This window comes from Tenacibaculum tangerinum (assembly GCF_029853675.1).
GTDB lineage: Bacteria > Bacteroidota > Bacteroidia > Flavobacteriales > Flavobacteriaceae > Polaribacter > Polaribacter tangerinum_A.
Genome location: NZ_CP122539.1, coordinates 3,500,186 through 3,522,874, shown reverse-complemented (window position 1 = coordinate 3,522,874; position 22,689 = coordinate 3,500,186). Strand labels below are relative to the sequence as shown.

Annotated in this window: 23 protein-coding genes, 4 tRNA genes and 1 pseudogene; 18 read left to right on the top strand and 10 right to left on the bottom strand. The window is 33.5% G+C overall.

Annotated features, from left to right (window positions below):
• Nucleotides 1-197 precede the first annotated feature (197 nt).
• The 6 genes and pseudogenes from uvrA (at nt 198) to P8625_RS15830 (ending at nt 8,708) form a co-directional block, all read left to right on the top strand.
• Nucleotides 198-2,986, top strand: a pseudogene (gene uvrA / locus P8625_RS15855) (excinuclease ABC subunit UvrA).
• 819 nt (nt 2,987-3,805) lie between these two features.
• Nucleotides 3,806-4,021: a hypothetical protein gene (locus P8625_RS15850; protein WP_279651387.1), complete on the top strand. Its 216-nt coding sequence runs from the start codon at nt 3,806-3,808 to the stop codon at nt 4,019-4,021.
• Nucleotides 4,022-4,051: 30 nt separating this feature from the next.
• A complete protein-coding gene (locus P8625_RS15845) occupies nt 4,052-5,146 on the top strand; it encodes a hypothetical protein (RefSeq protein ID WP_279651386.1) in 1,095 nt (364 codons plus the stop codon).
• Between the two features lie 203 nt (nt 5,147-5,349).
• Entirely contained in the window at nt 5,350-7,302 is a 1,953-nt protein-coding gene (locus P8625_RS15840; protein WP_279651385.1) for a sensor histidine kinase, read from the top strand.
• Between the two features lie 3 nt (nt 7,303-7,305).
• Nucleotides 7,306-8,055, top strand: a complete 750-nt coding sequence (locus P8625_RS15835; protein ID WP_279651384.1) for a LytR/AlgR family response regulator transcription factor — start codon at nt 7,306-7,308, stop codon at nt 8,053-8,055.
• Between the two features lie 95 nt (nt 8,056-8,150).
• A complete protein-coding gene (locus tag P8625_RS15830; RefSeq protein WP_279651383.1) occupies nt 8,151-8,708 on the top strand; it encodes a YqgE/AlgH family protein in 558 nt (185 codons plus the stop codon).
• On the opposite strand, the gene P8625_RS15825 is transcribed toward P8625_RS15830, so the two are convergent.
• A complete protein-coding gene (locus P8625_RS15825; RefSeq protein WP_279651382.1) occupies nt 8,705-9,538 on the bottom strand; it encodes an aminotransferase class IV in 834 nt (277 codons plus the stop codon). The genes P8625_RS15830 and P8625_RS15825 overlap by 4 nt on opposite strands.
• A 106-nt stretch (nt 9,539-9,644) precedes the next feature.
• On the bottom strand, nt 9,645-10,028 hold the full coding sequence (locus tag P8625_RS15820; protein ID WP_279651381.1) for an START-like domain-containing protein: 384 nt from the start codon (nt 10,026-10,028) through the stop codon (nt 9,645-9,647).
• A gap of 104 nt (nt 10,029-10,132) precedes the next feature.
• Between P8625_RS15820 and P8625_RS15815 the strand changes: the two genes are divergently transcribed.
• Nucleotides 10,133-10,206, top strand: a tRNA-Met gene (locus P8625_RS15815).
• A gap of 28 nt (nt 10,207-10,234) precedes the next feature.
• On the opposite strand, the gene P8625_RS15810 is transcribed toward P8625_RS15815, so the two are convergent.
• Together P8625_RS15810 and P8625_RS15805 are read right to left on the bottom strand one after the other, a co-directional pair.
• Nucleotides 10,235-11,116, bottom strand: a complete 882-nt coding sequence (locus tag P8625_RS15810; protein WP_279651380.1) for an MBL fold metallo-hydrolase — start codon at nt 11,114-11,116, stop codon at nt 10,235-10,237.
• A gap of 43 nt (nt 11,117-11,159) precedes the next feature.
• A complete protein-coding gene (locus P8625_RS15805) occupies nt 11,160-11,594 on the bottom strand; it encodes a GNAT family N-acetyltransferase (RefSeq protein ID WP_279651379.1) in 435 nt (144 codons plus the stop codon).
• Nucleotides 11,595-11,625: 31 nt separating this feature from the next.
• Here P8625_RS15805 and P8625_RS15800 point away from each other — a divergent pair, with 31 nt between their 5' ends.
• From P8625_RS15800 to P8625_RS15790, 3 genes are all read left to right on the top strand, one after another.
• A complete protein-coding gene (locus P8625_RS15800) occupies nt 11,626-12,072 on the top strand; it encodes a GNAT family N-acetyltransferase (protein ID WP_279651378.1) in 447 nt (148 codons plus the stop codon).
• Nucleotides 12,073-12,189: 117 nt separating this feature from the next.
• Nucleotides 12,190-12,351: a hypothetical protein gene (locus tag P8625_RS15795; protein ID WP_279651377.1), complete on the top strand. Its 162-nt coding sequence runs from the start codon at nt 12,190-12,192 to the stop codon at nt 12,349-12,351.
• A gap of 479 nt (nt 12,352-12,830) precedes the next feature.
• Complete coding sequence (locus P8625_RS15790; RefSeq protein ID WP_279651376.1) at nt 12,831-13,082, top strand: hypothetical protein; 252 nt, start codon at nt 12,831-12,833, stop codon at nt 13,080-13,082.
• A gap of 117 nt (nt 13,083-13,199) precedes the next feature.
• Here the strand turns inward: P8625_RS15790 and P8625_RS15785 are convergent, their stop codons facing one another.
• The gene (locus P8625_RS15785) at nt 13,200-13,394 is read right to left on the bottom strand and encodes a cold-shock protein (RefSeq protein WP_279651375.1); all 195 of its coding nucleotides are present in this window, start codon (nt 13,392-13,394) and stop codon (nt 13,200-13,202) included.
• 496 nt (nt 13,395-13,890) lie between these two features.
• On the opposite strand from P8625_RS15785, the gene P8625_RS15780 reads away from it, so the two are divergent.
• Nucleotides 13,891-13,963, top strand: a tRNA-Gly gene (locus tag P8625_RS15780).
• 42 nt (nt 13,964-14,005) lie between these two features.
• Nucleotides 14,006-14,078, top strand: a tRNA-Gly gene (locus P8625_RS15775).
• A 112-nt stretch (nt 14,079-14,190) separates the two neighbouring features.
• Here P8625_RS15775 and P8625_RS15770 read toward each other — a convergent pair.
• Nucleotides 14,191-14,838 (bottom strand): rhomboid family intramembrane serine protease, encoded by a 648-nt coding sequence (locus P8625_RS15770; RefSeq protein ID WP_279651374.1) that lies wholly within the window; start codon nt 14,836-14,838, stop codon nt 14,191-14,193.
• Nucleotides 14,839-15,111: 273 nt separating this feature from the next.
• Here P8625_RS15770 and P8625_RS15765 point away from each other — a divergent pair, with 273 nt between their 5' ends.
• Nucleotides 15,112-15,870, top strand: coding sequence for a lysophospholipid acyltransferase family protein (locus P8625_RS15765; RefSeq protein ID WP_279651373.1), 759 nt, complete (start codon nt 15,112-15,114; stop codon nt 15,868-15,870).
• Nucleotides 15,871-16,292: 422 nt separating this feature from the next.
• Here the strand turns inward: P8625_RS15765 and P8625_RS15760 are convergent.
• The 4 genes from P8625_RS15760 to P8625_RS15745 all read right to left on the bottom strand — a co-directional run bounded on the left by P8625_RS15760 (nt 16,293) and on the right by P8625_RS15745 (nt 19,786).
• A tRNA-His gene (locus P8625_RS15760) sits at nt 16,293-16,368 on the bottom strand.
• A gap of 55 nt (nt 16,369-16,423) precedes the next feature.
• Entirely contained in the window at nt 16,424-17,140 is a 717-nt protein-coding gene (gene bshB1, locus P8625_RS15755) for a bacillithiol biosynthesis deacetylase BshB1 (RefSeq protein WP_279651372.1), read from the bottom strand.
• An 8-nt stretch (nt 17,141-17,148) separates the two neighbouring features.
• Complete coding sequence (locus tag P8625_RS15750) at nt 17,149-18,306, bottom strand: trans-sulfuration enzyme family protein (RefSeq protein ID WP_279651371.1); 1,158 nt, start codon at nt 18,304-18,306, stop codon at nt 17,149-17,151.
• Between the two features lie 70 nt (nt 18,307-18,376).
• On the bottom strand, nt 18,377-19,786 hold the full coding sequence (locus tag P8625_RS15745; protein WP_279651370.1) for an MATE family efflux transporter: 1,410 nt from the start codon (nt 19,784-19,786) through the stop codon (nt 18,377-18,379).
• A gap of 151 nt (nt 19,787-19,937) precedes the next feature.
• On the opposite strand from P8625_RS15745, the gene P8625_RS16305 reads away from it, so the two are divergent.
• The 5 genes from P8625_RS16305 to P8625_RS15725 all read left to right on the top strand — a co-directional run bounded on the left by P8625_RS16305 (nt 19,938) and on the right by P8625_RS15725 (nt 22,048).
• Nucleotides 19,938-20,186: an NAD(P)-binding domain-containing protein gene (locus tag P8625_RS16305; protein WP_322790498.1), complete on the top strand. Its 249-nt coding sequence runs from the start codon at nt 19,938-19,940 to the stop codon at nt 20,184-20,186.
• Nucleotides 20,187-20,212: 26 nt separating this feature from the next.
• On the top strand, nt 20,213-20,695 hold the full coding sequence (locus P8625_RS16300) for a Rossmann-like and DUF2520 domain-containing protein (protein ID WP_322790497.1): 483 nt from the start codon (nt 20,213-20,215) through the stop codon (nt 20,693-20,695).
• The gene (locus P8625_RS15735; RefSeq protein ID WP_279651369.1) at nt 20,679-21,206 is read left to right on the top strand and encodes a KdsC family phosphatase; all 528 of its coding nucleotides are present in this window, start codon (nt 20,679-20,681) and stop codon (nt 21,204-21,206) included. Before P8625_RS16300 ends, P8625_RS15735 begins: the two co-directional genes overlap by 17 nt.
• A gap of 26 nt (nt 21,207-21,232) precedes the next feature.
• Nucleotides 21,233-21,658 carry a DUF2147 domain-containing protein gene (locus tag P8625_RS15730; protein WP_279651368.1) on the top strand — a complete coding sequence of 142 codons (426 nt, stop codon included), beginning with the start codon at nt 21,233-21,235 and terminating at the stop codon, nt 21,656-21,658.
• Nucleotides 21,659-21,841: 183 nt separating this feature from the next.
• Nucleotides 21,842-22,048, top strand: coding sequence for an OmpA family protein (locus P8625_RS15725; RefSeq protein WP_322790496.1), 207 nt, complete (start codon nt 21,842-21,844; stop codon nt 22,046-22,048).
• The last annotated feature ends 641 nt before the right edge of the window (nt 22,049-22,689 follow it).

The window sequence follows — 22,689 nt, the reverse complement described above, 5'->3', positions numbered from 1 at the left end:
CTTCTTGTTAGGGAAAATTAAGTTACAAAGTAATAATTATGCTATAGGCTCTTTTATTTATTGATTAATAATAAGTTACAAATATTCAATTTTTTATTAATAAATACAAAAAAAACTATAAAAAATAAGAAAATACTATCATTTATTAATCAGAACCATTAGAATTTGGTATTTTTATCGCTTATTTTTTTGAGTATATGAAGACTGATATTTCAACCGTAAATCCAAAGGAAAATATTATTATAAAAGGAGCCAAACTACACAATTTAAAAGATATTGATGTCGTAATTCCTCGTAATAAATTAGTAGTAATTACTGGACTTTCTGGCTCTGGAAAGTCTTCTTTAGCTTTTGATACCTTGTACGCTGAAGGACAACGTCGTTATGTAGAAAGCTTAAGTTCGTATGCACGTCAGTTTCTTGGAAAACTACACAAACCTAAAGTAGATTATATCAAAGGAATCGCTCCTGCCATTGCCATTGAACAAAAAGTAAATTCGACCAACCCACGTTCAACTGTTGGAACTTCTACAGAAATTTACGACTATATCAAGTTATTATTTGCTCGTATTGGCAAAACCTTCTCTCCCATTTCGGGAAATGAAGTAAAAAAACATACTGTTTCTGATGTTATTACTCATGTACAAACTTTTGAAGAGCGAACAAAACTATTATTACTAGCTCCCATACAAATTACTAAAAACAGAGACCTAAAAACGGTGTTACAAGTACTAACACAGCAAGGCTATGCTCGTTTAAAATATCAAGACACCGTATACAGAATTGACGAATTTCCTGTAAAAAATTTCAAAGGAAATGAATTAGAATTGGTTATTGATAGAATTGTTGTAAAACACGAAGAAGATTTTTACAACCGTTTAGCTGATGCAATTCAAACCGCTTTTTTTGAGGGAAAAGGAATTTGTTGCATTGAAAACTTATCAGACAACAGTACTACCGAATTCAGTAATAAGTTCGAATTAGACGGCATTTCATTCTTAGAACCTAATACGCATTTATTCAGTTTTAACAATCCGTACGGAGCCTGTCCTACCTGCGAAGGGTATGGAAATGTAATTGGCATTGATGAAGATTTAGTAATTCCTAATACTGGACTTTCTATTTACGACAATGCTATTTTTCCTTTTAAAACCGATAGCTACAAAAAATATAAAAATGACTTAATTCTGCATGCTGAAGAATTTGGAATTTCTATTCATAAACCCTGGTTTGAACTTTCTGAAGCCCAAAAAGACTTAGTTTGGAACGGTACCAAAAAGTTTAGAGGAATTAACCATCTCTTCAAAAAATTAGAAGAGAAAAGTTATAAAATTCAAAACCGAGTAATGCTATCTCGCTACCGCGGAAAAACAAAATGTACCGAATGTAACGGAAAGCGTTTACGTAAAGAAGCCAACTACGTTAAAGTATATGGTAAAACTATTGATGAGTTGGTAACCTTACCTTTAGATGAATTAGCCGTATTTTTTAACAACATACAATTAAACAAATACGAAGAAAAAATTGGTAAGCGTTTACTAACCGAAATTAACAATCGTCTACAATTTTTAACCGATGTGGGTTTAAGCTACCTAACTTTAAACAGAACGTCTAACACACTATCGGGTGGAGAAAGTCAACGAATTAATTTGGCTACTTCGTTAGGGAGTTCGTTGGTAGGTTCTATGTATATTTTAGATGAACCAAGTATAGGCTTGCATCCAAAAGACACAGAACGTTTAATTGGTGTGTTAAAAAATCTGCGTGACTTGGGTAATACCGTAATTGTAGTAGAACACGATGAAGACATTATGAAAGAGGCCGATTACATTATTGATATTGGTCCTGAAGCTGGTACCTATGGCGGACATGTTGTTGCTGAAGGAACTTTTAACGACATTATACAATCTGACTCTTTAACAGCCAAGTATTTATCGAATAGGTTAACTATTGAAGTTCCTAAAAAAGAAGGACTTCTAAAAATTCAATAGATATTATTGGGGCTAGAGAAAACAATTTACAAAATATCGATGTTTCTTTTCCTCTGAATACATTAACCGTAATTACGGGAGTTTCAGGCAGTGGTAAAAGTACCTTGGTAAAGAAAATATTATATCCTGCAATGCAAAAAAAACTGGTTGGATATGGTGAAAAACTGGGACAACATACCGCTATTACTGGTAGTTTTGAATCGTTAAAGCATGTAGAATTTATTGACCAAAACCCCATCGGTCGTTCTTCTCGCTCAAACCCCGTAACCTATATCAAAGCATACGACGATATTCGTAAATTACTTTCAAATCAAAAATTAGCTAACATACGAAACTACCAACCCAAACATTTCTCTTTTAATGTAGATGGAGGACGTTGTGAAGTTTGTAAAGGAGAAGGTGAAGTTACAATTGAAATGCAATTTATGGCTGATGTACACTTAGAATGTGAAACCTGTAACGGAAAACGCTTTAAAAAAGAGGTTTTAGAAGTAACTTTTGAAGGAAAATCAATTGACGATATTTTGAATATGACTATTGATGATGCCGTTGCTTTTTTTACAGAACATCAACAAACCAAGATAGCTAAGAAATTAAAGCCATTACAAGATGTTGGTTTAGGATATGTACAATTAGGGCAATCGTCTTCTACCCTATCTGGTGGTGAAGCGCAGCGTATAAAACTAGCCTCTTTTTTAGTAAAAGGACATACCAAAGACAAAGCCTTATTTATTTTCGACGAACCTACTACGGGACTGCATTTTCATGATATTAAAAAACTGTTAGCTTCTTTCAATGCACTGATTGAAAGAGGACACTCTATTATTGTGATTGAACACAATATCGAACTCATTAAATGTGCTGATTATATTATTGACCTCGGTTTGGAAGGTGGAAAAAAAGGCGGAAATTTAATTTTTGCAGGTACTCCTGAAGAATTAATTAAAAACAAAAAATCATATACCGCTACGTATTTAAAAGAGAAAATTATTTAATCCTAGAACAATAGCCAAGTATTTGATTTACAATAGTATTCAACGGAATTTCTAACGTTCTTTTTTGAATACCCAGTATGCTTATATCTGGGTAGTCTATTTTATTTATACGATTTATCTTTTATTATTTTGCATTTAGATCCATTGTCTTTTCAAGTAAAATTAATTGAATGAAATGGAAATAATTTTGTATCGAGAAATGATAGCATGGTTATCGATAGCTCTGCTGAACTTAGGCGAAGTACAACTTTTAATTCATTATTATTCTTAAAAATCACTATCATTAACATCTTTTCTTAACGACTTAGATTTTACATAGAATAATCTTTTTCTAAGCTATTTTCTTTTTCCATTAATGAAAAAGAAACAAAAAATCTAGTCTTAACCAGCCTGCACTCAAAAATAATCATCCTCGAACCTAAATTAAAATAACTCACTATCGCTCAAACAGATTTTAATTTTAACGGTTCTTGTGGTGTTATTTTTGGCTTGTCTGCTTATGACAGTGTGCTTTTTAGTATTCTCGTTAATCAAAGTAATTTTGCCTTTCAAAAATAATTCTATAGCTGTCATTGCATTTGCTTGACATTTTTTTTGTCTGAAGTGTCGAAGAGACAGAATAAGAAAAAATTGTTCGTAAATTTTATAATTTGAAATGACCGTAATAAAATGCATACAGCTTACTGCGTATTGCCTAGTGCCTAGTGCCTAGTGCCTAGTGCCAAATAACGAATTCTAATTTATCTACTACGAATTCTAATTAACTCCCAATTCACCTCTATTACTGTGGTAATTTTGACTATATAAAAAACAACAATTATGTGGTCAAACAACAATTATGCATCAGTATTAAAAATGTATTTGGAAAAATACAACAGTCTGAAACTACAAATAAACACAAGCGGATTAATCGCTTCTGTTGAAAAACAAGAAAATGGAAAATGGATTAACGATCGAAATCTTCCTAACATTTTAAATAAACTATCAACCAATCTAAACTTGGGAAAAGATGTAACCATCATCTTACAGCAATAACCGTATATATTAACCTTAAAACAAAAAACTATGAAACAACACATCTTAAAAGTAGGTACAGTAATGGGATTACTACTACTTATCGGAGTATTTTCAAATTGTAACAACACAAAAAAAGACAACAAAAATCAAGAACTGGGAAATATTGCTACCACAGAAGAAACCATTGAAAAACCTGTTGTAGAATACCGAAAACCGGTAGTTTTTATTACTGGTAACGACAAAGGCAATAGTCATTTTTACGATAGCGCCAGAGTTTATTTCAAAGAAAAAAATTACGAAATAATCAATGGTAAGTATTCGGTAGAAGAAATTATTTCTTGGATGAATAAAAACGCTACTAAAAATCCTTACGGAGAAGTTCATATTGTAAACAACAATAACCCGTTTCGAGCAATGAGCTTAGAAACAGTAGTAAACGGAGAAAAAGTAACCGCCGAAACCTTACAAAAAACAATTACTAAAGGCACCTTGCCTTCCGTAAAAAATGAAGCGATTACCGATGATACTAAAATTATTTTTCACACCAATCAATTGGCTGAAAACACCAACTTAGTAAACACGCTAAAAAGCGCTTTTATAACTGAAAACAAAATTCCACAAGTAGTAACTTCACCGTATTACAATATCTTTGGAGGCGAATTTTCAAATCACTATTTAGCACAACCTTACTACGTATTTTATCCAACAGCAAATTCTCCAGGAAAAGTAGACTTATCGAAAGAAATTGCTAAAAAATATCCTGAAGAAAAAGAAATCTCTTGGTACGACGCTCTAAATAATGAAAGAGAGCGTTATGTAGGCGAACCTTATACCATTCAGTTTACTATCCCTGTAAACTTAGAATTAGACTATCACAATTCTGATAACGAAATTCCACAGTTTACAATGCAAGAAGAGATTATGGATTTCATTGCTGGTGAAAAAAGTTTATTGAAGGAAGTTGAAAAAACAAACATTCCTGTAGAAAAATTTAGATGGACATACACCATTAAAAACAGTCAATTAATTATCAAAGGAAAAGCTTCTGCATTATGTGTTTTAAAGCCTTTAATAAAACCTTACGGAGACTTAAAACACGTAAAGCCCGACCCTAACAACAAACGTTTATATGCTATGAAATAAACGATGATAAGAAATTAATAATTGTTGCACAAACGTCATTATGAACTAGGAAACACCTATCTTTCATAGTGACGTTTAATTTAAGTATGTTTGTTACAATGAATTTCCTAAATTACACATATAGCTTACCAACTCGTTTTGTATCGAGAACCCAAAACTATGCGATACAAAATGTTACTTTTTTAATACTCTGCTACTTTTGCTTGGGAACAATTGACGGTACTGCTCAAAACCAACCGTTAAAAAATTATACTCAAAACAACGGTTTACCTAGCCTGCATATAAACAAAAGTATTCAAGACCATACTGGTTACCTTTGGTTGGCTTCTAAGAACGGATTGATTCGCTTCGACGGAGATGAATTTAACACCTATACTACCAAAAATGGATTGATTTCTAACAATATCACGACTGTTGCCACCAGGGAAAACACTCTTTTTATAGGAACTGACAAGGGTTTAAGTATTAAAGATTATCGTGGGTACACGAATTTTGAAGGCAATCATATCAACGCTATCTTAACCACCAAAAACCATACTTTTTTAGGAACTAACAAAGGAATTTTTCGGGTTCGTGAAGAGTACCTCTCTCCGCTTCGCACCAACTTTCAAATTGACCTCAACCGTATAAACGACATTGCTTTTGACGGTAACTTTTATTGGGTGGCTACCAACAAAGCGTTGTGGAAAATTGACGAACTTATCAATCCAAAAGTTTTAAAACGAATTGATACTGATAACTACACCTCAGTATTAATTCATCAAAAAAATATAATTGCGACTACCTACAACAATGGCATACAAGTGGTTTCTAATGATAAGGTAACACCACTAACCACATCGATAAAAAAAATTACTGGAATTAAAAAAATTGACAATCAATTTTGGATTCTTTCGGAAGATGAAGGTATTGAAATACTCGATGCCGGCTTTAACTTTGTTAGAAACATTAACAAATACAACACCCTAGCCACGAATAAAATTACAGATGCTTTTCAAGACAATGAAAAAAACACGTGGATAACGACAAAAAATAACGGTATTTATTTCATTCAAAATAAGAAATCTGAACAAAAAAAGCCTACCATTTCTTTTGAAAACATCGAAGTTGTGTTCTCTTCAATAGATAGTATCGACATCAATAATTACCCTAAAACACTTCAGCTTCCATCAAATAAAAACCATATTTCTTTTTATTACAAAACAATAAATATCAATCGCTTAAACAAGGTAACATATCGCTACAAGTTGAACAATCAAACAAGTCCGTGGAGCACAAAAAATGTTGTCGATTTTGCCTATTTAGCCCCTGGAAACTATACTTTTTCAGCTCAATCGAAAGTTGGAAACATGGAAAGCGCTCCGATTGAGTTTAACTTTTTTATCGATACCCCTATCTACAAGAAAAGCTGGTTTATTTGGTCTGTAATTGGATTCATTTCTTTGATAGTAGCGCTGATTATTTGGTCGTACGTTCGAAGAATCCAAGCCAAGAATAAAGCAAAAGTAGCCAAATTAAAATTAGAGAATCATTTGCTATCACTAGAGCAAAAAGCCCTGCAATTACAAATGAATCCGCACTTTATTTTTAATGTTTTAAACGGAATCAAAGCCTTAGGAAATTCAGGAAAATCATCCGAATTAAACGCCACCATTAGTAAATTTGCCACCCTTTTAAGAGGGGTTTTACAAAACTCTAGACAAGAAGAAATTAGTTTAGCAGAAGAAATAACTACCCTAGAAAATTATATTGAATTAGAACAACAAATCAATTCAAGAACTTTCGAATATGCAATACACACAAAACTCCCTGTAGATCCTGAAGAAGTATTAATTCCACCAATGCTCATACAGCCTTTTGTAGAAAACAGCATAAAACACGGGATTTCATCTACAACAAATGGAAAAATTACTATTGATTTCTTTGTGAAAAATGATTTTTTATATTGCTCTGTGATTGATAATGGTATTGGAATCGAGCAATCAAAAAAACGTACCAAGGTAAGTTCGCATACTTCTGTCGCCTTAAAAGTTACCCAAGAAAGAATACAAAACTTATCAAAAAACTGTACCTTTTCCATTCATGAATTGTATGAAGGAAATAAGGTAACAGGAACGAAAGTACTTTTTAAAATTCCTTTTAAAACTGATTTTTAAACTATGAAAAAACTTACTGCTATTTTAGTCGATGACATGCCAACAGCATTAGAAATGTTGCAAAAAGACCTTACCCAAAGATACCCAGAAATAGAGATTATAGGTACTGCAAAAAGCGTTGTGGAAGCATCTAAACTTTTACGAAAAGAACAACCTGACATCTTATTTTTAGACATTATGTTGGGAGATGGAACTGGATTCGATGTTTTAGAAATTCACCCAAATCTATCTTCAAAAATTATTTTTGTAACGGCTAGTGATGAGTATGCGATTAAGGCTTTTAAATTCGCTGCGATTGATTATGTACTAAAACCCTATTCCGATGAAGATTTAGCGAATGCTATTAGCAAAGCAAAAAATCAAATCCAGCCCGACAAAGAGCAGTTAAGCGTGCTACAACAATCTATCACCAAACCCAATCAACGCCCTAAAAAAATATCGTTACATACTTCTGATAAGATAATGGTTGTAAGTTTAGATGATATCATCCGTTGTCAGTCAGATAATAATTATACCGAGTTTTTTATGAGTGACGGACAAAAAATACTGGTTGGAAAAACGTTAAAGCACTTTTCAGACATGTTAAAAGAATATGATTTTTTACGTGTACATCAAAGTCACCTTATTAACATTCAATATATTAAAGAATTTATAAAATCTGATGGTGGGTATTTGGTTTTGAAAAACAAAACTACGATTCCTGTTTCTGTACGTAAAAAAAATGAAGTCATTACTGTTTTAGAAAAGATATAGCACGCACAATTCTTACGTTTTTGGTAGATTTCTAACACAATTGTTAAATATTTATTAAAAATTTATTTATCTTAGTAATTATAAAACTAAAAATTATGGTTGCACTTAAACCAGAAAAAGGAAGGTTGTTAATTGCAGAACCAGCAATTTTAAATGATAATTCTTTTAAAAGAGCTATCATTTTGCTTACTGAACATACAAAGAAAAGTTCGGTCGGTTTTATTCTAAACAGACCCTTAGACTATGTCCTTAGTGATTTGGTACCTGAGATAGATTGTGACTTTACCATATATCAAGGTGGTCCTGTAGAGCAGGATAATTTATACTTTATTCATAAAGTTCCGCATTTACTTCCTAACAGTGTTGAGGTAGCCAATGGTATTTATTGGGGTGGTAATTTTGAACTTCTAAAAGAGTTATTAAACACCAAGCAACTAAAAGATACTGATATTCGTTTCTTTTTAGGGTATTCGGGTTGGGGTGCCAGTCAGCTAGAAGAAGAGTTGTTAATGAGTTCTTGGTTTATTGCAGAAAACGACTACAAAAATATTTTAACAACCAATAACCAAACGCTTTGGAAAGATAAATTACTGCAAAGAGGAGGTCGATATAAAATTTGGGCAAATGCTCCTAGTGATATTCAAATGAATTAACTTGTAACAATACTCAAATTTAAACTGCTCTTTATTTTTTTAGTAATTTCTGTAGAAAACTCTTTTTTACGATAATTCGTAACCGATTGTATACCCGCAATCGCATTTGTGATAAACACCTCATCTGCTTTCTGAATCTCAAAAGGAGAAATGGTCGTTTCCTCAATCGTATATTCAGGATGTTTTTCTATCATTTCGATAATCTTTTTTCTAATAACCCCTTTAATACATCCTTCTGTTAAAGCTGGAGTTTTGATTGTATTTCCTTTTACTATAAAAATATTTCCGTTAATAGCCTCTACTACTCCTTTTCTCTCATTGAGGAGAATACAATTGTCTAAGTCGTTTTCCTCAGCAAAAACAGCCGCTAGTGTATTTAGCATTCTGTTTGTTGTTTTGATGGTTGAAAGCAATCCTGAATAATTATAAAAATCTTTAAAAACATCTATCCTGTAAACCTCCTTTTCTTCTACTTGCTCTAGTACGCTGGCTTCAATAACATAATCTATTTCGTTGGTAGCAGGAGCATACAAACCTCCATCTTTTCTAAAAACAGTTAACCGTACTCTGTAGGTTGAAGAGGTTGGCAACTCGTGTGTTACTTTAAGAATTTCTTCTTTTAAAAACTCTAGCGTAAACTTCATCGGTATTTTCATACGAAGCATTCGCATAGATGCCATTAATCGGAAGTAATGATCTTCAAAAAAAACAACTTTACCATTCAGTACTTTAATTGTTTCAAAAATAGCATCACCATATTTAAAAGCCCTATTCTTTGTTGAAATTTGTACTTCGCTATCAGAAAGTAACGTTCCATTAAAGTTTACCATTTCTTAAAAATTTTGACTGCAAACTTACAATTTAGGCAAGTATTAACCACAAAAAAACCCGACAAAATTGTCGAGTCTCTCGTTATCGTTAATGTGTTTAAGTACACTAAGCTCCTATGGTGTGTTTTAACTCTTCTATTTGATTTTCCCAAAGCCTTTTTGCTTCTTCTACTTCATCTTCATCTTCAGCAAAATCTGTAACAATTACAGCAACATCTTTTGTTAATGGGTCTACCTGAATTCTAAACTCAAAATAACTATCATCCCCTTCACTCTCTGTCCATTTGAACTTAATACGCTCATCCGATTTTTTAGTTATAATCTTCGCTTCTTCTTCAGAATCATCCCAAAAAAAAGTAATCAGTTTTCCACGTGAATTTACTCGATCTGCAAACCATTCTTCTAAACCTGCTGGAGTCGCAAAATATTGATATAACATACTTGGGGAAGCATGTATTGGAAACTCTAATTCAAATTTAACTTTACTCATTTATTTTTTTGTTTGAGTGCCAATATATAGATTTATTTTTTAAAAAAAAATTTAATTGTTAGTTGCCTAAAACCAAAAAGTAATTATATTTGCACCCGCAATCAGGCGAGGTAGCTCAGTTGGTTAGAGCGCAGGATTCATAACCCTGAGGTCGGCAGTTCAAATCTGCTCCTCGCTACAAAACCCAAATCATTCGATTTGGGTTTTTATTTTTTATCCATTTGTAAACTTTTATAAATGGCTTCTTTTATTTTTTCTTCTGTAATCCAACCGTTATAACTTTTATAGTTCTCAGTGATTACAGCATTGTTTTTTACCTGCTCTAAACTCATGCCTTTCTCTATTTCGGTAGCTACCATAGCTCTGAGGTTTTTTAGCATTTTTACATACACTTCTGCTTCCTTTTTAGAAGTTACATTTCCGTGTCCTGGAATTATTTTGGTGTCGTCGTCGGCAATCCTAATTATTTTTTGTATTCCTTCAATATACCCGTCGATGCTTCCTCCAGAATCTATATCTATATACGGGAATTTTCCCTGAAAATAAGTATCTCCGACATGCAAGACATTGCTGTTTCCAAAATATACCAAAGCGTCACCATCGGTATGTGCATGGTGCACATGAGTAATAAGAATCGGCTCTTCATCAATATAAAACTGCATATCTTCTGAAAAGGTGATAACTGGCAACGCTTCTTTAGGCGAAGCAGGCCTTTCTTTTCCTCTAACCACTTGCACAACACTCATACGTTTGCGTACATTTTTGTGCGATACAATGACCGCTCCTTCTTGTTGAAAATTAGCATTTCCTCCTGTATGATCGCCGTGCCAGTGTGTATTTACTAGGTAACGAATAGGTTTGTCGGTAATCGTTTTTATAGCGGCGCGTATTCTTTCACTTAAAGGAGCAAACTGGTCGTCAATCATAAAAACCTCTTTCTCTCCTATAAAAAGTCCGATATTTCCACCTTGCCCTTTTAAAACATAACAATTTTCTGTCAGTTTTTCAGGAATGATTTTCACCTCTTTTTGTTGAGAAAAAATAGTTACATAAACAAAGGAACAAATAAATAATAATAACACTTTCATAATAACTGAATTTTAATTTGAGAACTTACCGTACAATAAAACACTAACGCACAAGATAATACATTTTGTAGTGAGGCCCTACTTTTTCTACTTCAAAATCCTCTCCTATAGTTTGAAACCCTACATTTTTATAAAATCCCACAGCTTCTTTCCTAGCATTGCACCATAAAGCTTCAACCCCTTGAGTTTTTAAAATTCTTTTTGCTTCTTCTATCAACATTTTCCCTGCTCCCATTCCTCTTACTTCTGGTAGTGTTGCCATTCCTCTTAACTGGTATTGACTTCCTTCAAAATCACCAAAACTATTTTTCATAAAACTTGCAATACCTACCTGCTTGCCCTTGTTGAAAGCGCCTAAATGAAACGTATTGTTATCTTCATCTCCTTGAAATTTGTGAGGTAAATCAATATTTTTTCGCAAAACTGCTAATCGTATCTTATATGTTTCTTGAGCGGATATATTTTTTATTTTTATCATTTTTTAAATTTCTTTAATCCAAAAATACAGAATGAATATACGTTTTAATCCAATATCTAAGGAAGATATTCTTACCATTCTTCCACTCCTAAAAAAAATAAACACAACAACACCGCACGACATCTTAGAAACTAGAGTTTTAGAAATGGTTGATTACTCGAACTACGAATGTGTTGGAGCTTATGACGGAGATAGTTTGATAGGTATTTGCGGACTTTGGTATAGCACCAGACATTATATTGGTAAAAGTGTGGAACCTGACCATGTAATTGTTGATGAAACTTATCGTGGTAAAAATATTGGGAAAGAATTTTTTAAATGGATTTATGAGTATACCCTAGCCAAGGGATGTGAAGCCGTAGAATTAAACACCTATACTGCCAATCGAAAGTCTCATAAATTTTATTACAACGAAGGTTTTGAGATTTACGGTTTTCATTTTCTAAAAATTATAAGAGACGAAAAGTCTTTCTTCTAGAATGCTTCAAATAAGCACAAAAAAGTAATGTAAAACCGTACTTTTTTTACGGTTTTTTTTAATCAATTACATTTTTAAATACCTAAATTTCAGCGAATTATTAAAAAAACTAAAATTATGTTAGAAAAAATTTCAAATTTAGGTATTGCACTAAACAAAAACGAACAAAAAACGATTAATGGTGGAACCAACTGCCGTACTTGTTATGCAAATAACGGTGGAGCATACAACTCTAGCGACCCTAATTGCTGGGAGTGTCCCATACCATACATTCTTTAAAAAATTACAATAACTATTTTTTTGCGGTCTTAGGATCGCTTTTTTATTTTTAACACACTTACTTTTTCATACTACTTTTTGCTCCGCTTTTTAACACTTCAAAGGAAATCTAATATAAAAATAACCTGCTGTTTATAAAACAGAAAATTATTGGTTACCTAATATTTGTTATTAAAGTCAGGATAATAACACTGAAAAACAGAGCATTAATCTAATTTTTTGTTTACATACTGTACGCTACAATTTAACAGATTTACTCTTTTATGGTAAAACCTTACTTTTTTTATGGTTTTTTGTACTTCTGTTCATTAAATTATACTTACCTTTACAGTGCTTAAGAGACGTCTTAAGTTCTTTTTCATAGCAATTTTCCCACTCAATCTTTTGAGTGGGTTCTTTTTTTAAAAAAAGATGATAAATTACAACCAATAATTCATTTGTATTAGTAGAACGTATAATTTTTTTACTATTTTTGATTTATGAAACATCTCGATAAATTACCTGATACCAAATACGTTGACGTTGATGTTGAAACTAGAAAAGTTTCACTTTTCATTAAATACACGGCTATTCTTATGGGGCTTGTCTTTGCTTTCATCCCATTAGCTGAACTCGTTCGTGAATTTGACTATAACCGTATTGAGTATAAAGTTAGTTTTTCAGGTTGCTTCGTTGGTGATGAGCTGAATTCATTCCCTTTACAATTCAAAGAATTGAATTCAAACAAATAACTACGGTTCAGAAACAATCTTAATCATTCGTTTTATTTTAGGAAGGCACATAAACATAAAAAAAGACCATCTTTTCAGATAGCCTTTTTCGTATAGTTATTCGTTGCATTTTAACCTTTAATCTACAATTTCTACGTTAAAAGCATTTAAGCCTTTTTTACCTTGTTCGGTATCGTAACGTACTTTGTCATTCTCTCTAACATCGTCTATCAGTCCTGAATTGTGTACAAAAATGTCTTCTCCTGATTCTGATGATGTAATAAACCCAAATCCTTTTGAGTTGTTAAAAAATTTTACTGTGCCTTCTTGCATCTTGTTTAAGTTTAAATTATTATATATTATTTTGTAAAAGAAGAACCTTTATATAACCTCTATAATGTGACAACACAATTATAAAAAGCTATTATGCTTATAAACACTTAAAAAATAAAGGAATAATGAAATAAAAAAGACAAGAAGAGAATCGACTCAAAAAACTAATTACTGTATACTACTTTGAAATAATTAAGGTGTTCTACTTGAACGGGACAAAGATAGTCTTTTATAATTAATTATTGAGAAATTTACTTCTTTTTAATTTTATGTGTTAGACTTCATGATATGTTACCGGAATATTAAAACCGTTGCTACGATGCAAAATTAGATTTCTAATTCATTTTACAGAAGATTCTTGAGTTACTCAAAGCTTTTAAAATTTTATCGTATTCACTTTCTGAAAGTTATCTTCAAAAAGTAAAATCTCTGTTTATTTTTTAAAAAAAGTCTTTGCAAATCCTAGAAACAGTCTTATATTTGCAACCGCTTTACTGCGGGAGTAGCTCAGTTGGTAGAGCGTCAGCCTTCCAAGCTGAATGTCGCCGGTTCGAACCCGGTCTCCCGCTCTAATTAGAACACAGCAAGCAATTGCAAAAAACTTTACCAATGCGGGAGTAGCTCAGTTGGTAGAGCGTCAGCCTTCCAAGCTGAATGTCGCCGGTTCGAACCCGGTCTCCCGCTCTAAAGTAAGTAAACATCTCCTCTTTAAAAGGGCGAGAATTTTATCCCGAGCGAAGCTGAGGGAAACCCAGTCTCCCGCTCAAAAAATCCGAAATAGTAATTTCGGATTTTTTTATTTATTCAAGCGTAATTTATCTCCGAAGAAAAACAATCCTGCAATAATCAATGCCATGATAGCGATCATTGGTGTATGGTTTGCAACGATATTGGGTCGTAAAATGAGTGTTATCAAATAACCACCGATAGCTCCACCCAAATGTGCTGAATGACCAATATTTCCTGTTTGATTTTTCATACCATAAATTGAGTACAGCAAATACCCTATACCAAAAACATATCCTGGTATCGGAATTGGTATTGGCAGCATGATTAGCTCCATTTGCGGGTACAACATAATCGAAGAAAAAATAACTCCCGATACAGCTCCTGATGCTCCAACGGCACTATAGTAAGGTTCTGTTTTGTGCTGATATAATGAATACATGCTTCCTGCTAGTAAACTTGCAAAATAAATAAGTAAAAAAGGACCTGTTCCGAAGTTCACAATAACCACTTTACCAAACAAATAGAGTGCATACATGTTGAACCCTAAGTGCAACCAATCGACATGCAAAAAACCAGATGTTAGCATTCTGATTTTTTCTCCTCCTAAAATCCTTTGGACTTGAAACTTATAGCGGTCAAAAAAAGCAACGTCGTTAAACCCTTTCATTGACACGAATACATTGGCTACTATTAACCCTATGATAATTTTACTCATAACTTTCTATATATCTACAAACATAAACAAAACTTACCAAAGTAAATCTGGCAAATTCGTATCTCTTCTAACAGGGATGATTGACAATTTAATACGATATTTGTATTTTTAATTTTATGACATGAAATTCTTAGCTTTTATTTTTATTTACCCAATAGTTTGGTTCTTTTCTATATTACCAATGAGGATATTATATATTGTTTCTGACTTCCTTTTTTTCTTAACTATTACATCATTGGATACAGAGTAAAAGTAGTTGAGAATAACTTACGTATGGCATTTCCTGAAAAATCAGATACCGAAATTAAATTACTCACCAAAAAATCACTCCACCACTTTTTTGATTTTATGGTAGAAACCGTGAAAACATTCACTATTTCTAAAAAAGAAATTCAAAAAAGGTTCGTTTATACCAATGTTGAATTGTTGCAGGAACTCGAAAAATCTGGCAAGAGTATTATTTTAATGGGCGCCCACTATGGTAACTGGGAATGGACAATTCATTTAGGTCAACTTATTAATTACAAACCCTATGCTGCCTATACTAAAATTAGAAATTCTTATTTTGAAAAAATTATAAAATCATCACGAAGTAAGTTTGGAGGTCGTTTTATAAGAACCTCAGATACAATTAAAACCATTGCTAAAAACAAGCAAGACAACTTACTATCTTTATACGCTTTGCTAGGAGATCAATCACCTCAACTGCATAAAACGCATTATTGGGGACATTTTTTTAATATGCATGTTCCTGTGATTACAGGTCCTGAAATGCTTGCCAAAAAGTACGATTTTAACGTGGTTTATTTTGACGTTTCTGTGGTTAAACGAGGATATTACGAAGCTACCTTTAAACTCATTACCCAAACTCCTTTAGAATATGAGAATTATGAAATTACCGATATCTTTTTAAAAATGACGGAAGCGCATATTCGTAAAAATCCTGAATATTATTTATGGACACATAAGCGTTTTAAGCATAAAGATAAATACGAGCAATGGAAAGAGAATAGAAAAGCTTCTCAGATATAAAAGAACCATTTTTCTATTTTTAAGCAATGTGAATTCGGTATATCATTGTGTTGATTTTAAGATTTTTAACTCTAAATCTTATTTAAAAACGTCATTCCGACCAAAGGAAAACCGTAAGGTTCAGCGGAGCTAAATCTCATGCAAACAAGTAACTCATAGTATTGAGATGTTTCATCACTCTTACTTCACGCTATCGACATTACATTGTCTCGATTTTTAATAAATTCTATTTCATATTGTATCCCGAACTCACATTAAAACAGTAAATTTTGAGCACAAAAAAACCTCCTCGAGATGAGAAGGTTTTGGGTGAAAGACCGGGTTCACTTCGGCTTGGCTCAGCATAAACTTCTCACCCTTATTCTAGTTCTAAAACAGTAAATTCCAAAAACAAAAAAACCCCCTCGAAATGAGAAGGTTTTGGGTGAAAGACCGGGTTCGAACCGGCGACCTCTGGAACCACAATCCAGCGCTCTAACCAGCTGAGCTACAATCACCATGTAACTTGCGGGTGCAAATATACAAGCTTTTCATATTTTGGCAAAATTTTTTTTTAAATTAATTTGTCTAAATTTTCTACTGCTACATAACGTTCTGACGTAAAGCCCTCTGCATACTCCACTCCTATCAACCTTCCTAAATCTCTAGCTCTATACTCAATGCTATCCGTAAAATTTTTACTCGTTATTGGGGTTTCTGGTTCGTTGCTTTTAGGGTCAAAAAACTGAGAGGAATAGGCCATTACTGACGCTATTTTTTTATCTATAAACCCTGTGACATCGACTACAAAATCGGGTGCTATATTCTTCCATTGTATGTAGTGATATACTTGCTTTGGACGCCATTTTTCTTGTTGAACTCCGTCTAATTTGGTTTCAATTTTTAACAAGCCACTTAAAAAGCAAGCGTCAGACACCAATTGGCTTCCTTTTGGGTGATCGATATGACGATCGTCAATAGCATTGCATAGTACTATTTCTGGCCGATACTTGCGTATCATTTTTATAATTTCTAGTTGATGCGCTTTGTCATTCGTAAAAAAACCATCGGCAAAGCCTAAGTTTTCACGTACTGAAACGCCTAGAATTTCAGCTGCTTTCGCTGCTTCTTGGTCTCGTAGTTCGGCAGAACCTCGTGTGCCCAATTCTCCACGAGTTAAATCAACTATTCCTACTTTTTTTCCGAGCGAGATTTCTTTGGCTATGGTGGCAGCACATCCTAATTCAACATCGTCTGGATGCGCTCCGAAAGCTACTATATCTAATTTCATCTATGGTATTATTGTATCGTTTTTTGCAACGCTTGTTCAATATCTTTAATTAAATCTTTTGTTTCTTCTATTCCTACCGAAAAACGAATCAATCCGTCTTTAATGCCTTGTTTGGCTCTTTCTTCTGGTGAGAGTAAGGCATGTGAGGTTTGTGTAGGACTCAACATCGTACTTTCCACTCCTGCCAAGCTCATAGACGGTTTTATCAAACGTAAATTACGTTGAAAGATCATTGCATCGATTTCTTCTTGCAATTCAAAAGACATCATCCCGCCGAAATACTTCATTTGAGACTTTGCCAAGGTATGATTCTCGTGCGATTTCAATCCTGGATAGTATACCTTAGCAATATGCTGACTTTTTTCTAGGTATTTTGCCATTTTCAACGCATTTTTACTTTGACGTTTTACACGCAAATTCATCGTTTTTAAGCTACGCTCTAGCATCCATACCGTAAAGTCGCTTAAGCTTCCGCCTAAATTTTTTGCTACATTCCATATACGTTGTATGTGTCCTTCGGAAGCAGCTACAGCTCCTGCCAAAATATCGGAATGACCTCCCATGTATTTTGTGGCGGAGTGTATGATAATATCAATTCCGAAATCAACAGGTGTTTGATTGATTGGTGAGGCAAAGGTATTGTCTATCATAGTGATGATTCCGTGCTGTTGTGCCAAATCGCCCACCTCCTTCATATCAACCACTTTTAGTAAGGGATTTGAAGGTGTTTCAATAAAAATTACCCGTGTATTGGGGCGGATTTCTTTTTCAAAATCTTTAATTTTCAAGCTTTTGGTAAACGAATATTCGATTCCGAATTTATCAAACTCTTCGACTACAAAATTATAGGTTCCTCCATACAAGGTTTCTTGCAATACTACATGGTCTCCTTTTTGTAAGAATGCTAATAACGCTGTACTTATTGCCGCCATACCAGAACCAAAAATTAAACTAGCTTCCGTTTTTTCAAGGGCTGCTATTTTTTTACACAAGGCTTCTTGGTTGGGCGTATTAAAATAACGAGGGTATCTTTTTATATCGACTTCGTCAAATTGATAAGAGGTTGCCATATATATGGGTGAAATAGCCCCTTTAAACTGCTCGTCTTTTATCTCGCCTACATGCGTGCAAATGGTATTGATGCCTAATGTGTGCTTGGTATCCATGGTGGTAATCGTTTTTTAAAGCGTAAACTTGATTTTCTTGAACTTTGTTAGCTAAATTACAAAATCTACCTTATACGTTAACAGATTTCCATGTTCCTTTTTTAAATAGCCAAATACCAATAATAGCAATTAAGATTTCTGCGAAGGTTATTGCTAAAAAAACTCCAATAGGACCAAATTCTAACGTAATCGCCATGATGTATGCAAATGGCAATTGGAATAACCAGAAACACACAAAATTAATATAGGTTGGTGTTTTGGTGTCTCCTGAACCGTTAAACGATTGAATAACCACCATTCCGTAAGCATAGGCAATGTAGCCCGCTGCTATAATTTGCAAACACAAAGCGCCATTTTCAACAACTTTTGTGCTTTCAGAAAACCACCCTAAAAAAGTTGGGGCAAAGAATATGTAAATGAGCGAGACAGTTCCCATAAAAAAAGCACAGTATTTACTGGTTAACCAAACGGATTTCTCTGCTCTTTCTGGTTGTTTCGCTCCTAGGTTCTGACCTACCAATGTAGCGGCGGCATTGCTCATTCCCCATGCTGGCATTAGGGTAAACATCATAATTCGAATGGCAATCGTATATCCTGCTAGCACTTCGCTACCAAATTCAGACATAATTCTCATTAAAAATACCCAGCTAGAAGTACCAATAATAAACTGCCCTATACCGCCTAACGATACTTTAATTAAGCTGACCATTACCGAAACTTTGACCACTAAGTCTTTAACCGCTATTTTTACTTTGCCTGCACCAAAAAACAATACGGCTAGTTGCGCTATAACTGCCGTTCCTCTTCCAATGGTTGTTGCGATCGCTGCTCCTTCTACTCCATAAGCTGGTATCGGACCTAATCCAAAAATAAAAATAGGGTCGAGTATGATATTTAATCCGTTCGATAAAATCAAAGTCCACATGGCAATAGATGCATTTCCTGCTCCTCTAAAAATAGCATTGATTAAAAATAGCAACATCACCGTACTATTTCCTCCTAACAATACCCGAGTATACCCATATCCTTCAGCAATTAAATCAGGCTCACCACCCATGAGTACCAATATTTCTTTCGGATATACAATACCGACAATACTAATAAGAATAGAAATAAAAACGCCTAAAAAAATAACTTGTACTGCTGTTTGGTTGGCACCTTCGGGGTCTTTCTCTCCTGTTCTTCGAGCAACCAAAGCGGTTGCCGCCATGCTTAAACCTATGGCTACCGCATATACTAAAGTAAGTACCGATTCGGTTAGTCCTACAGTGGCTACTGCATTTACACTTACTCTCGATACATAAATAATATCTACCAAGGCAAAAATAGATTCCATCAGCATTTCTAAAATCATCGGAATTGCTAATAAAAAAATAGCCTTGCGAATACTTCCTGTCGTAAAATCTTGCTGTCTTCCTAAAACAGCATCTTTAAAAAGTGAAAATATGGTTTGTTTTGAAGTTTGATTGTAATCGGTCATTGTAAAGTTTATAGATATATAAATTGTCTTAACAAAGAGTAAGACCTAACTATTTGTTGCTCAGGCAACACTATTATTTGAAGTGACTTATACAATCATAATGGCGCAAATATGCGAAAATAATTTTAATTAATTTCAATATCTTCGTGCTATGATTCAAGTTGCCATTATAGGAGGCGGTAATGTGGCTAACCATTTAGCCAATGCTTTTAAAAAAGCAAGTGAGGTATCTTTGGTGCAAATGTATGCTCGAAATATTGAGCAAATTGAGCATTTAAAAGAAGTAACCTCTATTACGAACAGTATAGAACTTTTAAGAGAAGCCGATGTGTATATCATTGCGGTTTCTGATGATGCTATTGGCACTCTTTCTAGTAAAATAATACAAAAAAAGGAGTAGTCGTACACACTTCTGGCAGTGTAGCGATGCACGCATTACAAAACTCAGGGCCTAAGGGTGTTTTTTATTTACTACAAAGTTTTTCAAAAGATAAAGAAGTAAATTTTAATGAAATTCCGTTTTGTTTAGAAGCTGAAAATAAGGAGGATTTACAATTATTAGAAACATTAGCTAAATCCATTGGAAAAAACATCTACCATATCAACTCAGAACAACGCAAACAATTACATGTTGCCGCTGTTTTTGTAAACAATTTTACCAATCACATGTATAAAATTGGCGCTGATATTTGTAACGAACATCGAGTTCCTTTTGAAGTGTTACAACCTTTAATTCAAGAAACAGCTCAAAAAATAATTACGTTGAGTCCTGAGGCAGCCCAAACAGGTCCTGCGAAAAGAAATGACCAAAAAACTATTCAAGAACATTTAGCGTTGTTGAATACTGAACAAAAAGAAATTTATAAACTTATTACAAAATCAATCCAAAACCATGGAAAAGAGTTATAAAGAATACTTACCTCAAATAGATACTTTTATTTTTGATGTAGATGGTGTATTGACTAACGGAATTGTAACCGTTTTTCCTGACGGACAACTGGTACGCCAAATGAATATTAAAGATGGATATGCCTTAAAAGCAGCCGTACAAGCTGGTTACAGAGTTTGTATTATTTCTGGTGGAAAAAATGAAGGAGTTCGTACCCGTTTGGAAGGCTTGGGTATTACAGATATTTATTTAGGGGCTCATAACAAAATTCAGCAATTTCATGAATTAGTTGAAAAATACAAACTAAATCCTGAGAATGTAGTATATATGGGGGATGATATTCCTGATTACCCCGTAATGCAACTTGTAGGCATGCCTACTTGCCCTAACGATGCAGCTCGTGAAATACAACAAATTTCAAAATACATTTCTGACAAAACTGGGGGCAACGGGTGTGCTCGTGATGTTATAGAACAAGTACTTCGAGTACAAGGAAAATGGGATAGCAACTTTGATGCACAATACGATTAATCAAATATCAATAAATTCTTCTAATCATGAAAAAACCATTTTTAACCTTACTATTTACCTTTGTTATTCTTTCTGTAAATTCCCAAACTATTTTCGGAACATGGGAAAACCGCAACGAAGAAACCAATAAGGTCGATTCTGTGATAGAAGTGTATGAAAAAGATGGAAAAGCCTACGCTAAAATTATCGAAATAACCGACAAAAATCGTCAGGATGCTATTTGTGATAAATGCGAAGACGCTAACAAAAACAAACCTATCTTAGGAATGAATATTTTAACGGGACTATCTAAAGATGGTAATGAATGGAGCGGAGGAAAGATTTTAGACCCTAAAAATGGAAAAGTTTACGAGTGTTTTATCAAGCTCGTAGGTGAAAACAAGCTTAAAGTTCGAGGTTTTTTAGGTATTTCTTTATTTGGAAGAACCGTATATTGGCACAGAAAAAAGTAAATTTTCTTTTAGGTACTATTGCCGCAAAACAAAAGAATACAAGCGACTAAGACAACTCGACTATAAAATCAGAAGTCGCTCAAAAGCCTGAATTTATAAAGAGCTTTTAAAAAAAACCAAAAATGATGATTAAAATAGAAACTCATACATAGAGTAAAGGGAGCGAATCGCTACAATGAAACGTTGTCTGATAAAAGAGCCAAAGCTACGAGAGATTATATTATATCTAGAGGTATTGTACCAAACAGAATTGAAAGTTCTATAGGGTATGGAGAAAAATACTTAGTAAACAACTGTGCCAACGGCATTCCTTGTACCGAAGAAGAACACCAAGAAAACAGGCGATCAAAATTCATAATACTTAACGAGTATAAAAACAACCCTCGATAAAGAGTCAACCGAACAGTAATATCGTACAACCCAATTCAGTTTTTTAAAATTGAATTGGGTTGTGCACTTAAGTCCATCAACTACTTTTCAATATAATACGATTTACGAATAATTCTTTCGTACACTATCAATTCGAGACAACAGACAAAAAAAATTGTCAACAAATGTAATAACAGCTATAGAATTACTTTTGAAAGGCAAATTGCTTTGATTAACGAGAACCGTCTTAAGCAAACAAGCCAAAAGTAACACCCAAAAAGCCGTTAAAATCAAAATCCGTTTGAGCTACAACGAGTTATTTTTATTTAAGATCCAGGATGACTATTTTTAAGTCCAAGCTAGTTAAGACTCGGTTTTTTGTCTTTTTTTATCCTGAGCGTAGCGAAAGGGTTTTCTTCAATGGAAAAAGAAAAATAGCTTAGAAAAAAATGTCAATGATAGTAATTTTAAGAATGACAATGAATTAGAAATTGTACTTCGGTTAAGCTCAGCAGAATTATTAAGAACCATGCTATCACTTCTTGATACAAAATTGTTTCCATTTCATTAAACTAATTTCACTCGAAGATACGATGGGTATAAATGCGAAATAATAAAACATAAATCGTATAAAAGGTTAAAAACCTTTTATATTCAATATA

Coding starts and splice junctions, on each gene's coding strand:
- P8625_RS15830 (WP_279651383.1), top strand. CDS start 8,151: ATGGTTGCACTTAAACCAGAAAAAGGAAGGTTGTTAATTGCAGAACCA.
- P8625_RS16300 (WP_322790497.1), top strand. CDS start 20,213: ATGCACGCATTACAAAACTCAGGGCCTAAGGGTGTTTTTTATTTACTA.
- P8625_RS15750 (WP_279651371.1), bottom strand. CDS start 18,306: ATGGATACCAAGCACACATTAGGCATCAATACCATTTGCACGCATGTA.
- bshB1 (WP_279651372.1), bottom strand. CDS start 17,140: ATGAAATTAGATATAGTAGCTTTCGGAGCGCATCCAGACGATGTTGAA.
- P8625_RS15795 (WP_279651377.1), top strand. CDS start 12,190: ATGTTAGAAAAAATTTCAAATTTAGGTATTGCACTAAACAAAAACGAA.
- P8625_RS15765 (WP_279651373.1), top strand. CDS start 15,112: ATGGCATTTCCTGAAAAATCAGATACCGAAATTAAATTACTCACCAAA.
- P8625_RS15825 (WP_279651382.1), bottom strand. CDS start 9,538: ATGGTAAACTTTAATGGAACGTTACTTTCTGATAGCGAAGTACAAATT.
- P8625_RS15835 (WP_279651384.1), top strand. CDS start 7,306: ATGAAAAAACTTACTGCTATTTTAGTCGATGACATGCCAACAGCATTA.
- P8625_RS15850 (WP_279651387.1), top strand. CDS start 3,806: ATGTGGTCAAACAACAATTATGCATCAGTATTAAAAATGTATTTGGAA.
- P8625_RS15785 (WP_279651375.1), bottom strand. CDS start 13,394: ATGCAAGAAGGCACAGTAAAATTTTTTAACAACTCAAAAGGATTTGGG.
- P8625_RS15745 (WP_279651370.1), bottom strand. CDS start 19,786: ATGACCGATTACAATCAAACTTCAAAACAAACCATATTTTCACTTTTT.
- P8625_RS15805 (WP_279651379.1), bottom strand. CDS start 11,594: ATGATAAAAATAAAAAATATATCCGCTCAAGAAACATATAAGATACGA.
- P8625_RS15845 (WP_279651386.1), top strand. CDS start 4,052: ATGAAACAACACATCTTAAAAGTAGGTACAGTAATGGGATTACTACTA.
- P8625_RS15790 (WP_279651376.1), top strand. CDS start 12,831: ATGAAACATCTCGATAAATTACCTGATACCAAATACGTTGACGTTGAT.
- P8625_RS15820 (WP_279651381.1), bottom strand. CDS start 10,028: ATGAGTAAAGTTAAATTTGAATTAGAGTTTCCAATACATGCTTCCCCA.
- P8625_RS15800 (WP_279651378.1), top strand. CDS start 11,626: ATGAATATACGTTTTAATCCAATATCTAAGGAAGATATTCTTACCATT.
- P8625_RS15735 (WP_279651369.1), top strand. CDS start 20,679: ATGGAAAAGAGTTATAAAGAATACTTACCTCAAATAGATACTTTTATT.
- P8625_RS15770 (WP_279651374.1), bottom strand. CDS start 14,838: ATGAGTAAAATTATCATAGGGTTAATAGTAGCCAATGTATTCGTGTCA.
- P8625_RS15810 (WP_279651380.1), bottom strand. CDS start 11,116: ATGAAAGTGTTATTATTATTTATTTGTTCCTTTGTTTATGTAACTATT.
- P8625_RS15730 (WP_279651368.1), top strand. CDS start 21,233: ATGAAAAAACCATTTTTAACCTTACTATTTACCTTTGTTATTCTTTCT.
- P8625_RS16305 (WP_322790498.1), top strand. CDS start 19,938: ATGATTCAAGTTGCCATTATAGGAGGCGGTAATGTGGCTAACCATTTA.